Source organism: Allobosea sp. 67-29, assembly GCF_001898115.1.
In the GTDB taxonomy this organism is placed as follows: domain Bacteria; phylum Pseudomonadota; class Alphaproteobacteria; order Rhizobiales; family Beijerinckiaceae; genus Allobosea.
In genome coordinates, this window is record NZ_MKSQ01000026.1 from 70,398 (window position 1) to 82,959 (window position 12,562).

Below are 12,562 nucleotides of genomic sequence, written 5' to 3' on the forward strand. Positions count from 1 at the left end.
GGGACAGCAACACTGTCCTATTACGATGAACTTGCCAGAATTCCAATCTGCGCACAAGCGTCGATTTCGCGTCGCAGCGAAATTTTATTGCAAAATCGACTCCGCACTAGACATTTACGGCATGAAAGCCGGACTCAGGCGACCCGCTTCTTGTTCTGCCGCCTGCCGGCAGGCACATGGCGCAGATCGTCTCACCGCCCCTGCCGCTTGGCAGGAACGGGCCGGCCTCGTAACCCTTCGACCATGAACTTCATCAGCGACAACACCGCCGGCGCCAGCTCCCGTGTCATGGCCGCGCTGGCGGCTGCCAATGACGGGCCTGCCTCCGGCTATGGCAGCGACGACTGGACCAGACGGGTCGAGGACCGCCTTTCCGTCGTGTTCGAACGCGAGGTCGCGGCCTTCCTCGTCACGACCGGCACGGCAGCCAACGCTCTCGCCCTCGCCTGCCTCGTCAAGCCCTGGGGCGCCGTCATTACCCATGAGGACAGCCACATCGTCGAAGACGAATGCGGCGCGCCGGAATTCTTCAGCAACGGCGCCAAGCTGGTCGATCTTCCTGGCGCGGGCGGCAAGCTGACCCCGGCGGCGGTGGCGCGCGCGCTGGGCTACCTGAACGAGGGCAGTTTCCACAACGTCCAGGCTCAGGCGCTGTCGATCACCCAGGCGACGGAATGCGGCACGATCTATACAGCGGCCGAGGTGCGGGCCCTCGCGGAAGCCGTCGCGGCCCGGCGCCTCGCCGTTCACATGGACGGCTCCCGCTTCGCTAATGCCGTCGCCACGCTCGGCTGCACGCCGGCCGAGATCACCTGGAAGGCCGGCGTCGACGTGCTCTGCTTCGGCGGCACCAAGAACGGCGCATGGGCGGTGGAAGCCGTGGTCTTCTTCGACCCGGCCCGGGCCGAGGAGATGAAGTGGCGGCGCAAGCGCGCCGGCCAGACCCTGTCGAAGGGCCGCTTTCTCGGCGCCCAGTTCGAAGCGCTGCTCGCGGACGATCACTGGCTCGACCTCGCCCGGCATGCCAACGCACAGGCCGGGCGCCTGGCCGAAGCGGCCGGCAGCGGCGGCCGGTCGCGCCTGGCCTGGCCGAGCCAGGCCAACGAGGTCTTCCTGATCCTGCCCGCCGCCACGCAGGATCGGCTGGCGGCGGCCGGCGTGCGCTACCATGCCTGGCCCGACCGTTCGCTCGCCCCCGACAACGCCTTGCGGGAGGGCGAGATCATCGGCCGTTTCGTGATGTCCTTCGCCACCGACCCGGGCGAGGTGGAGCGGCTGATCGCGACCATCGCGGGGTGAAGCGGGTTTTCAGACCCGGTGCGGCCCCATGCCTGCCGCAATCGCTAAGGAAAACTGAAGGCCGCGCGACATCCGTTAAGGAAGGACAGCATGGCAAAACCTTCGACCGCGTCGAGGCGTATCGGTCTGATGGGGCTGGCCGTGGCCGGTGCGCTCGCCGGCTCGGCGGGAAGCGCCGCCGCCCAGTATTACTACTATGACGACTATTACGACGCAGTGCCGGTGGTTCCGTATCCGCCTGCCTATGGCTACCGCTATCGCTACGCTCCGCGCATTGCCGAACCGGTGACGACCTACGACATCCGCCGCATCGCCACGGATCGGTACGGCTTCGTCCGCATCGACCGGCTTTATCGGACCGGCGACACCTATGTCGTCGACGGCATGCGGGCGAACGGCCAACGGCAGCGCCTGGTGCTCGACGCCTTTGCAGGCAACCTGATCCGCCGTGTCCCGCTACGCGGCGGCCAGGCCGGGCAAGCCCCGGACATTGCCCGGATCGACCCACAGCAGGAGCGGGAGCCGCCGCGCCCGCATCTCGTGCCGAAGCCGCCCCAGCGCCCGGCCGCGCTCAAGCCCCCGAGCCAGGCGAGCGCGCCGGCGACCATCGCGCCGCCCGCGCCTGCCACCCCGGCGGCGGGGCAAGAGGCGCCGAGCCCGGCGCCGACACCGCCGCCCCCCGTCGAGGCCAGCGCTCCCGCCACGCAGACCGCGCCCTCGCCCGAGGCCGCCCCCGCCGCGCCGTCGCCCGGCCCGGTCGACGCCACGAGCGGCGCCGAGAAGCCCAGGCTGGTGAATCCTCAGGATGTCCGCGGCACCGACGAGGCGGAGCGCAAGCCGCCGCTCTCGAGCCCGCCGCCGGCCTCGGCCGAGGCCGCGGTGCCGCTGGCGCCGGTGCAGGGGCAGGATTCGAACACCGCCAAGCCGAAGCCGGAGACGCCGATCGCACCGGTCGCACCGCTGAACTGATCGGTCTCTCCCGTCGGCCAGCCGCCGCCGGCACGAAAAAGGGCTCCCGTCTCCGGGAGCCCTCGTTGGTCGAACCACGAGTCCGAGGGGTTACGCAGCCCTGGCGCTCTCGACCTTGGCTTCGAGAACCTTCGCCGAGCCGGCGCCGATCGGAATCTGGCGCGGCTTCTTGGCCTCGGGAATCTCGCGCACGAGGTCGATATGGAGCAGCCCGTTCTCGAGGCTCGCGCCCGTCACCTGCACGTAGTCGGCAAGCTGGAAGCGGCGCTCGAAGGCACGCGCGGCGATGCCCTGATGCAGGACCTCGCGCTTCTCGCCATTGTCGTTGGCCTGCTTCTCGCCCTTGACGGTCAGCGCATTCTCCTTGCTCTCGATCGAGAGGTCGGCCTCGCTGAAGCCCGCGACCGCGATGGTGATGCGGTAGGCGTTCTCGGCGGTGCGCTCGATGTTATAGGGCGGATAGCTCGGGGCCGCCTCGTTGCTGGTCGCCTGGTCGAGAAGCGAGAACAGGCGGTCGAAGCCGACGGTCGAGCGATAGAGGGGGGAGAGGTCGTAGTGACGCATGATGTGTCCTCCAGAGAAGCGACATGCAGTGCGGCCCGCCTCGCCTGAGCACGGGCCTGGTTGAGGTTCGCGCAGCCGGTTCAGGCCTGCGCAGCTTTGATCTGGGTAAGCGTTTTCGGCTTTTCAAGAGGCCGCCGCGAAGGGCATAAGCGAAGCTCCGCAACAGCCCGCGCAGCCGGCAGGCAGCGCTCGCTGGCGCATTTTTCACGCGACGTGGCCCTCCTTCCCGCGCTGGAAAAATGCCTCAGCCTGGAGTCTGCAATGGCCGAGGCCGCCTTCTTCGAGGATGCCGATTATCCGGTTCCGGGCCATGGCAAGGTCTGGCTCGCGACGACCCGCGACGGCGCGGCGCTGCGCTTCGCGAGCTGGCGTCCGACGGTGAAGCCGGTCCGCGGCACCGTCGTCCTGGTGCAGGGCCGCGCCGAGTTCATCGAGCGCTACAGCGAGACGGTCGCCGAGCTGCGCCGGCGCGGCTTCCATGTGCTGGCGTTCGACTGGCGCGGCCAGGGCGGCTCGCAGCGCTTCGTGCGACGCACGCGCAAGGGCCATGTCGGCCGGCTCAAGCATTATGAGGCCGACCTCGCCCTCGCGATGGCCCAGATGCAGGAGAAATTCCCTCCGCCCTATTTCGTCCTCGCCCATTCGATGGGCGCGGCCATCTGCCTCGATGCCGCCCGCCACGGCGCGCTGCCGGTCGCGCGCATGGTCGCCCTGGCTCCCATGCTCGGCCTCACCATGGTGAAGCGCCCGGCCGCTGCGAGCCGCCTCGCCAGCCTGCTCTACTGGCTGGGCTTCGGCCGCGCCTTCGTCCCCGGCGGGGGCGACACCGCCATCGCCACCAAGCCCTTCGAGGGCAACCGGCTGACCAGCGATCCCGCGCGCTACGCCCGCAACAGCCGGCTGTCGGCGCACGCCCGCCATCTCAGCATCGGCGATCCGACCATCGCCTGGGTCCGCAACGCCTTTCGCCTGATGGCCCGGCTCAACGGGCCGTCGGCGGCGCTCGACGTCAAGGTGCCGACCCTCGTGATCGCTGCCGGGCAGGACCCGGTCGTCTCGACTCCGGCGATCGAGCGCTTCGCCGCCCGGCTGAAGACGGGCTCGGCCCTGGTGCTGCCGGAGGCACGCCACGAGATCCTGATGGAGAGGGATGCGATCCGCGCCCGTTTCTGGGCTGCCTTCGACGCCTTCGTTCCCGGCGAGGATCACGCCGGGCGCGGCTCAGCCGGCGAGCAGGCGCAGGGCGGCCTGATGCAACGCCTCGCTGGCGGCGGCGATGACACGGCCTCCCCCGGCGGCGCTGCCGCCGTCCCATGAGGTGACGATGCCGCCCGCGCCCTCGATGATCGGGATCAGCGCGACGATGTCGTAGGGCTTCAGGCCGCTCTCGATCACCAGGTCGACATGGCCCGAGGCGAGCATGCAATAGGCATAGCAGTCGCAGCCATAGCGCGAGAGCCTGACCTGGGCCTCGACGCGCGCGAAGGCCTCCGCCTCCTCGCCCTCGAAGAGATGCGGCGAGGTCGTCATCAATGTCGCCGAGGCCAGGCCCGGCACCTGCCGCGTCTGCAGCCGCCGGGGGCCGCCCGGACCTTCGTAGCGCGCCTCCCGTCCGTCGCCGGAGAAGCGCTCGCCCGAGAAGGGCTGGTGCATCATCCCGTAGACCGGCACGCCCTGGCGTGTCAGCCCGATCAGCGTGCCCCAGACCGGGATGCCGGATATGAACGCCCGCGTCCCGTCGATCGGATCGAGCACCCAGACATATTCGGCCTCGACGTTCTCGTTGCCGAACTCCTCGCCGAGCAGGCCGTGCTCGGGGAAATGCTGCCGGATCAGGCTGCGCATCACCGCTTCGCCGGCGCGGTCGGCCTCCGTGACGGGATCGAAGGTTCCACCGGCCGATTTGTCTTCTAGGGCATGATGGGCCCGGAAGAACGGCAGGATCGCCTGACCGGACCGGGTCGCGAGGTCGGCCACGAAGGCCCCGAAATCGACGGCACTCATGCGCGGCCCTCCGCTCGGCTTTTTGTGCTTTGCAACATGGACCTGCCTCTTACCCCATCCCGGCCCCCGCAGGCACCCACAGAAACGCCGGAAATCGTTTTGCTTGCAACGATTTCCGGCCGACGCCATGCATTGCATGCATGGCGTCTCTGCCGGTCGCCGATTTCGCTTGATCTTTTGCGTCGCACCGTCATATTGTGCACTTGCGAAGGGGAGATCATCTCAAGCCTTCGCTTGCCCTCCTTGGGCGTTTCCTCCCTAGACTTGGGCCGCCACGCAAGTGTGCGGCCCTTTTTTCTTGGCTGCCGCGCTTCGTCGCCGGAGGAGCGGCTATTCGGCCGCCTCACGCCCTTCGTCGAGCCAGCCGCTCCAGCGCGCGAAGCAGTCGGCGAGCGCGCGCGAGATGCCCTCCCGCAGGGTCTCGAAGCCGTCATGCGGCTCCAGCGTCGCCTCGTTCATGTAGAGTGCGCGGTTGACCTCGATCTGCAGCGCATGCACCCCGGCGGCCGGCGCGCCGTAGTGCTCCGTGATGAAACCGCCCGCATAGGGCCGGTTGCGGGTGACGCTGAGCCCCTGCCGGCTGAAGGCCTGCTCGGCGATGTCGACGATGTAGCCCGCGGCGCTGGTGCCGAATCGGTCGCCGAGGATGATGTCCGACTTGGCGAGCCCGTCCCGGTCCAGCCCTGCCGACGGCATCGAATGGGCATCGACCAGGACGCAGGTACCGAAGATGCCCTGGGTCCGCTGCACGAGGCCGCGCAGCGCCGCGTGGTAAGGGCGGTAGAGCCCGTCGATCCGCGCCAGCCCCTCGGCGACCGGGATCCGTCCGAAATAGATCTCCTGCGCATCACCGACGATTCGCGGGATCGTCCCCAGCCCGCCAGCGACCCGCATCGAGCGGGTATTGGCGAAGGGCGGCACCCGCCCCTCGAACATCCGCGGATCGAGCTCGTAGGGCTCCCGGTTGACGTCCAGATAGGCCCGCGGGAATTCGGCGACCAGCAGCGGCGCCCCGAGCGCGACGCCCTGCTCGAACAGCCTGTCGACGAAGGCGTCCTCGGAGCGCCGCAAGCCCCTGAGCGGCAGCCGCGCCTGCTCGACGAAGCCGGCCGGGTAGCGCCGCCCGGCATGCGGTACGTCGACGACCACCGGCACCACCTGCAACGCCGGCGGATACAGGGTGAAGGGCCGCTCGATCTCGCCGACGACCTCGTCGGGAGCGGGGGGGAACGGTGTGGAGAACAGGCTCATCTCACCGGACTGAAGCACACAAACCGGAAGGGTTGAAGCCGCAGCCGCCGAAGCCCCGTTCGGCGGCTGCGGATTCACGCGTTGTTTACCACGATGAGGCCTTATAGAACGGCATGGTTCCAACGATGCGGCGGGGTCGCTACCCAACCGCAGCGGGCCCGAAGGCGGCACGGGCGCCAGACGCATTGAAACGGACTCTGCATCACCCGGGCCGAGCCCGGAGAGACAGGCCTCAGGGACGGACAGAACAGGCCCATGACGAAGATTTTGCTCGCGGAAGACGACAACGACATGCGTCGCTTCCTGGTCAAGGCCCTGCAGAACGCAGGCTATGACGTCGCCTCGTTCGACAACGGCCTGTCGGCCTATAATCGCCTTCGCGAAGAACCCTTCGAGCTGCTGCTGACCGACATCGTCATGCCGGAGATGGACGGAATCGAGCTGGCGCGCCGCGCCACCGAGCTCGACCCCGACATCAAGGTGATGTTCATCACCGGCTTCGCCGCCGTCGCGCTCAACCCGGATTCGCAGACGCCCAAGGACGCGAAGGTGCTTTCCAAGCCCTTCCATCTGCGCGAGCTGGTCAACGAAGTCGAGAAGCTGCTGGCCGCCTGAGAATTTATGCGGCAAACGCCTTGCAAGCCGCGAGGCGAGCCGCTATAGCCCCCTCACCTCGCAGCGTGATCGCGGCCACCACGGCCCGGACACGCTTCCGGAAGTCGCCTCGGGCGGCGGAAGGGCGCGTAGCTCAGCGGGAGAGCACTACGTTGACATCGTAGGGGTCACAGGTTCGATCCCTGTCGCGCCCACCATTTTCCTCTCGATCTGATCGGGACCTACGGCCACCCTCCGGGTGGCTGTTTTGCGTTTGGGGCCAGGCCCGCACGCCACATTGCAAAAGCCCTTCGGACACGACTTCGGAATCGGGCGTGCCCTCCTCGCCGGCAGCGATCGCGCCGGCCGAAGGCCGTTGACGACGGCGATCCGCAGCAGGGCGGTCCGACACCGATCGACTCCGGTCGCCGTCAGTTCGCCTGGAGGCGCCAGGCGGCGCGGCCGAATTGAGCGACGGCGGCTCCCATTTCGACCAATTTCGTCATTCGGCAACTGATTACGGTAAAAGCCGCCATGCGCTTTCAGCGATGATTTCCATCGCGGGCTTCGACCGCCGGATCATCTCGCTGCGGGGCGAACGGAAATGTCGAACCTACGAGTTGTCCCCTCCGAAACCCGCAAAATCGGACTCGGCCAGGTCCTGCTCCTGGTCACGGCCTGCGGTTGGGGCCTGAACTGGACGGTCCTGAAATTGGTCCTGCACGACTGGCCGCCCTTGTTTGCGCGCGGAAGCGCCGGCTTGCTCGGAGCCGCCGGCCTTGCCCTCATGGCGCATCTGCGCGGCGAGAGCCTGTCGATCCCGAAAGGCGCCGGCATGCCGCTCGCCTTTGCGGCCGCGATCAACGTCTTCGCCTGGATGGGATTCACGGCGCTCTCGTTGAACTGGCTCAAGGTGTCGGAGGGCGCGCTGATCGCCTATTCGATGCCGATTTGGGCGATGCTGATCGCTTGGCCCCTGCGGGGACAACGTCCCCGGGCACGTAGCGTGCTGGCATTGGCATTGGGCATTGCCGGAATCGCCGTGTTGCTGGGCGGGCCGGATTTCGACGCCGGCAAGGCCCCCGGTATCCTCTTCGGCCTCGCTGCCGCGATCCTGTTCGCTCTCGGCACGGTTCGAGCCAGCAAGCCGGTGCCGATGCCGTTCATCGCACTGACGGCTTGGCAGGTCGCGCTCGGTTGCCTGCCGATGGTCGTCCTGGGACTATGGCTGGAACGGCCGAACATCTCTGCATTGTCGCCGTCCGGCATGCTTGGCCTCGCCTATATGGCCGCGGGGCCGATGGCGGTCTGCTACCTGACCTGGTTCGGCGCCTTGCAGCGGCTACCCACCTCGGTCGCCGCCACGGCGATGCTGCTCGTCCCGATCATCGGAACGGTTTCAGCCGTCCCGCTCCTGGGCGATTCCCTCGGAATACGGGAAGCCATCGCAATCGCATTGACGCTGAGCGGGGTCGGACTGGCCCTCCGGAGCAGAGCCGGTTCCTAGAGAAGGCTGCCCCCCTCAAGGAAGGGCTGGCACCACCGGATGCGCGGCGATGCCGTGTCGAGGCTCGCGACGGCCCCCTGCCTAGCGCAGGAGGTTGAGATAGCGCTCGCGGTCCTTGACCGGCATGCTGGCCGGCAGCGGCGGCAGTTGGAAGCTCCAGGTCTCGGAGAGCGTGCGCCCGTCCAGCTCCAGCGCCGCGCGCAGTTCCGACGCCTTGGTCGAATCCTTGACCTTGACCCGGTAGGTCAGGCGCCAGCCCTGGATGGCCGGGTTGGGCTGCAGCACCGTGCCGACGATCTCGACATTGTCGTTGGCGCTGATCCGGGCGGCGACGGGTGCGTTGGCCGCGAGGTCGCGCAGCGGGCCGCCCTTGAAGTCGACGAGGAAGGCCAGCGTGCCATCCGCCGCGCGAATCAGGTTCGACTGGTAGATTTCGCCGGTGGAGCGCATCGTCTGCCAGACATGCGCCGGCCCGTCCTTGAGGATGGCGGGTTCGTCGGTCGTCCAGTGGATGCGGTAGTCGAACTGCATCGCCTGGCCGACCTCCGGCAGGGCGTCCGGCGCCCAGAAGGCGACGATGTTGTCGTTGGTCTCGTCCGCAGTCGGAATCTCCACCAGGCGGACATGCCCCTTGCCCCAGTCGTTCTGCGGCTCGATCCAGGCGCTGGGCCGCAGGTCGTAGCGGTCTTTCAGGTCCTCGTAGCGCGAGAACGCCCGGCCGCGCTGCAGCAGGCCGAAGCCTTTCGGGTTCTCGGCCGCGAAGCTGCTGATCGCCACCATCGGGGGATTGTTGAGCGGACGCCAGATCCACTCGCCATTGCCGGCATGGATGGCGAGCCCGTTGGAATCGTGGATCGCCGGGCGGAAATTGTAGGTCGGCGGCGGCTGGTTGGGACCGAACAGGAACATGCTGGTCAGCGGCGCGATGCCGAGCGCCGCCGGCGCCCCGCCGGCACGCTGGAAGATCCGCGCCTTGACGTCGAGCAGCGCGTCGGAGCCGGGCGTCAGCGTGAACTCGTAGGCGCCGGTGGCGCGCGGCGAATCGAGCAGGGCATAGAAGGTGATCGACTTGTCCTGCGGTCCAGGGCGCCGGATCCAGAACTCGCGGAAGGCCGGGAATTCCTCCGGAATCGAAAGGCCGGTATCGATGCCGAGCCCGCGCCCCGACAGGCCATAGATCTGGCCCTTGCCGATGACGCGGAAATAGCTGGCGCCCAGCACGCTCATGATCTCGTCGTCCTTACCGGGCTGGTTGACCGGATACATAATCCGGAACCCGGCCCAGCCAAGCTTGCTGGTCTGCTCGCGGTCGAAATGCAGGTCGCCGAAGTCGAAGCGTCCGGGATCGTAGGGAATCTCGCGGACCACGCCGGCGACGATCTCGTTGATCCGCACCGGCGTGTTGAACTGCATGCCCTGATGGTAGAACGACAGCTTGAACGGGGTCTCGACCTCCGACCAGGCGAAGCGGTCCCGCCGCGGCTGCATCTTCTGGTAGTCGAAGAACTGCATCTTGCTGAAGACGTCGGGCAGGTTGCTGACCGGCGCGACATAGGGGGACGCCGCCAGAACCCGGGCCCGGGCCGTCACTTCGCCGAGGCCGAACCCAGGTTTCTCCTGCGCCAGCGCGGTCCCGCAAAGCCCGAGCAGCCCGGCGACCAGCCAGCCCAGGATCGCCTGCGGAAGGGACGGACAGGCTTGCCGACGAGCAGGGCCTTCCCCGGGCGCTATCGGCGCGGATCGGGTCGAGAATAGCCGGGCCGGATCGTGATGGCCGGCCGCGGGACGGGTCGACAAGTTCACGGAAGCTCCCTTAAATACCGGATGACAGGATGGAACGCGCCCGTCCTGCCTGGCAGTGGCGCGTCCGAGCACAAATGCCCATCATGGGGACGAGGGTCAAGGAATCAGCCCTGCCGATTCGCCCCGCTTCCTCGCCCCCGCCAACCATCATCGAAGTGAACGAAAGCCAGCATGGATAATCGAAACGGTGTGCGGGTCGTCTCGGGGCGAGAGGAGGACTCTTGCTCCGGTACGGACAGGAACGGTCTGTCCCGGCGGCAGGCGCTAGGGGCGCTCGCCTCGGCCGCCGCAGCCGCCGGAATCGCCGGTGCTCCGGCGGCGGCAGCCCCGAAAAGGCCCGTCGCGCCGGCAGGTCCGGCGGCCAAGAAGGCCTTCATCGACGACCTCATCGCGCGCATGACCGTCGACGAGAAGGTCGGCCAGTTGCGGCTCATCAGCATCGGGCCCGAGATGCCCCACGCCAAGCTGGTGGAGGAAGTCGCGGCCGGCCGCATCGCCGGCTCCTTCAACACCGTCGTCCGGCGCGACAATCGGCCGCTCCAGGAAGCCGCGGTCAAGCGCAGCCGCCTGAAGATCCCGCTGTTCTTCGCCTACGACGTGGTGCACGGCCACCGCACAACCTTTCCGATCCCGCTCGGCCTGGCGGCGAGCTTCGACATGGCGGTGATCGAGCGGATGGCGCGCGTCTCGGCCATCGAGGCCTGCAACGACAGCGTCGACATGACCTTCGCCCCGATGGTCGACATCAGCCACGACCCGCGCTGGGGCCGCACTTCGGAGGGCTTCGGCGAAGACCCCTATCTCGTGTCGGAATGCGCCCGCGCCAGCGTGCGCGGCTTCCAGGGCGCCGCGCCCGACAAGCCGGATACGATCATGGCCGCGGTCAAGCACTTCGCGCTTTACGGGGCGGTCGAGGGCGGACGCGACTACAACACCGTCGACATGAGCCCGCTGCGGATGCACCAGGTCTATCTGCCGCCCTACAAGGCCGCGATCGATGCCGGCGCCGGCGGCGTCATGGTGGCGCTGAACTCCGTCAACGGCATCCCTGCGACCTCGAACGTCTGGCTGCTGCAGGACCTCCTGCGCAAGCAATGGGGTTTCAAGGGCGTCACCGTCAGCGACCACGGCGCCATCACCGAGCTGACGCGGCACGGTGTCGCGCGCGACAACCGCGAGGCGGCCAAGCTCGCGATCAAGGCCGGCATCGACCTCAGCATGGCCGACCAGGTCTATCTGGCCGAGCTGCCCGGGCTGATCGCCTCGGGCGAGATCAAGATGGCCGAGATCGACGCCCGCGTCCGCGAGGTTCTCGGCGCGAAATACGACATGGGCCTGTTCGCCGATCCCTTCCTGCGCATGGGCAAGCAGGAGGACGATCCGGCCGATGTGCGCGCCGAGGACCGGCTCCATCGCGAGCCCGCCCGCGCCATCGCTCGGGAAACCATCGTGCTCCTGGAAAACCGCAACCAGACCCTGCCGCTGAAGAAGCAGGGCACGATCGCGCTGGTCGGACCGCTGGCCGAATCCGGGCTCGACATCCTCGGAAGCTGGTCGGCGCAGGGCGTGCCGGAGCAGGCCGTCACCGTCCGCGCCGGCATCGAGAAGGCGATCGAGGGCAAGGCACGCCTCGTCACCGCCCGCGGCGCCAACGTCCTCGACGACAAGAAGGTGGTCGACTACCTGAACTTCCTGAACTGGGACAAGCCGGAGGTCGTCCAGGATCCCCGCCCGATCGAGACGATGATCGAGGAAGCGGTCGCCGTCGCCAGGGAGGCTGACGTCGTCATCGCCGTCGTCGGCGAATTGCGCGGCATGTCGCATGAATCCTCGAGCCGGGTCAGCATCGACATGCCCGGCTCGCAGCGCCGGCTGCTGCAGGCGCTGAAGGAAACCGGCAAGCCGCTCGTCGTCGTGCTGATGAACGGGCGCCCGCTCGCCATCGGCTGGGAGAAGGACAACGCCGACGCGCTGCTGGAAACCTGGTACACGGGCACCGAGGGCGGCAATGCCATCGCCGACGTGCTCTTCGGCGACCACAACCCTTCGGCCAAGCTGCCGATCAGCTTCCCGCGCTCGGTCGGCCAGATCCCGACCTACTACAACGCGCTGCGCATCGGCCGCCCCTACACGCCGGGCAAGCCCGGCAACTACACCTCGCAATATTTCGAGGAGGAGCAGGGGCCACTCTATCCCTTCGGCTTCGGGCTGAGCTTCAGCCGCTTCAGCCTCAAGGACCTGAAGCTGTCGGCCACCCGCCTGAAGCGCGGCCAGACGCTCATCGCCGAGGCGACGTTGACCAACGAGGGCAGCTACGACGGCGCCAATGTCGTCCAGCTCTACATCGCCGACCCCTACGCCTCGATCGCCCGGCCGGTGAAGGAGCTGAAGGGTTTCCAGAAGCTCACGCTCAAGCCCGGCGAGAGCCGTGTCGTACGCTTCGAGATCGGCGAGGAGCAGCTCAAATTCATCAACGCCGACCTCAGGCAGGTGGTCGAGAACGGGCGCTTCGACGTGCAGCTCGGCCTCGATTCGCACGACGTGCTGGTGGAGAGCTTCGAGCTGGTCTGA

General features: G+C 67.9%; 10 protein-coding genes and 1 tRNA gene. 7 read left to right on the forward strand and 4 right to left on the reverse strand.

From position 1 onward, the window contains the following. The first annotated feature begins 243 nt into the window (after positions 1-243). Entirely contained in the window at positions 244-1,299 is a 1,056-nt protein-coding gene (locus tag BGO20_RS19370) for a threonine aldolase family protein (RefSeq protein ID WP_291659109.1), read from the forward strand. 90 nt (positions 1,300-1,389) lie between these two features. Next, complete coding sequence (locus BGO20_RS19375) at positions 1,390-2,268, forward strand: hypothetical protein (RefSeq protein ID WP_291659110.1); 879 nt, start codon at positions 1,390-1,392, stop codon at positions 2,266-2,268. A gap of 90 nt (positions 2,269-2,358) precedes the next feature. On the opposite strand, the gene BGO20_RS19380 is transcribed toward BGO20_RS19375, so the two are convergent. Then, positions 2,359-2,832 carry an Hsp20 family protein gene (locus BGO20_RS19380; RefSeq protein ID WP_291659111.1) on the reverse strand — a complete coding sequence of 158 codons (474 nt, stop codon included), beginning with the start codon at positions 2,830-2,832 and terminating at the stop codon, positions 2,359-2,361. Between the two features lie 261 nt (positions 2,833-3,093). Between BGO20_RS19380 and BGO20_RS19385 the strand changes: the two genes are divergently transcribed. Next, on the forward strand, positions 3,094-4,149 hold the full coding sequence (locus tag BGO20_RS19385; RefSeq protein WP_291659112.1) for an alpha/beta fold hydrolase: 1,056 nt from the start codon (positions 3,094-3,096) through the stop codon (positions 4,147-4,149). Here the strand turns inward: BGO20_RS19385 and hisN are convergent. Both hisN and BGO20_RS19395 read right to left on the reverse strand, forming a co-directional pair. Then, positions 4,054-4,836, reverse strand: coding sequence for a histidinol-phosphatase (hisN, locus tag BGO20_RS19390; protein WP_291659113.1), 783 nt, complete (start codon positions 4,834-4,836; stop codon positions 4,054-4,056). The genes BGO20_RS19385 and hisN overlap by 96 nt on opposite strands. A 330-nt stretch (positions 4,837-5,166) precedes the next feature. Further along, on the reverse strand, positions 5,167-6,087 hold the full coding sequence (locus BGO20_RS19395; RefSeq protein WP_291659114.1) for an N-formylglutamate amidohydrolase: 921 nt from the start codon (positions 6,085-6,087) through the stop codon (positions 5,167-5,169). A 255-nt stretch (positions 6,088-6,342) separates the two neighbouring features. On the opposite strand from BGO20_RS19395, the gene cpdR reads away from it, so the two are divergent. From cpdR to BGO20_RS19410, 3 genes are all read left to right on the forward strand, one after another. Further along, a complete protein-coding gene (gene cpdR, locus BGO20_RS19400; protein WP_038363805.1) occupies positions 6,343-6,702 on the forward strand; it encodes a cell cycle two-component system response regulator CpdR in 360 nt (119 codons plus the stop codon). A gap of 122 nt (positions 6,703-6,824) precedes the next feature. Next, a tRNA-Val gene (locus tag BGO20_RS19405) sits at positions 6,825-6,899 on the forward strand. A gap of 386 nt (positions 6,900-7,285) precedes the next feature. Further along, a complete protein-coding gene (locus BGO20_RS19410; protein WP_291659115.1) occupies positions 7,286-8,188 on the forward strand; it encodes a DMT family transporter in 903 nt (300 codons plus the stop codon). A gap of 81 nt (positions 8,189-8,269) precedes the next feature. Here the strand turns inward: BGO20_RS19410 and BGO20_RS19415 are convergent, their stop codons facing one another. Further along, positions 8,270-9,991: a glucan biosynthesis protein G gene (locus tag BGO20_RS19415; protein ID WP_291659116.1), complete on the reverse strand. Its 1,722-nt coding sequence runs from the start codon at positions 9,989-9,991 to the stop codon at positions 8,270-8,272. 171 nt (positions 9,992-10,162) lie between these two features. Between BGO20_RS19415 and bglX the strand changes: the two genes are divergently transcribed. After that, the gene (gene bglX / locus BGO20_RS19420) at positions 10,163-12,562 is read left to right on the forward strand and encodes a beta-glucosidase BglX (protein ID WP_291659117.1); all 2,400 of its coding nucleotides are present in this window, start codon (positions 10,163-10,165) and stop codon (positions 12,560-12,562) included.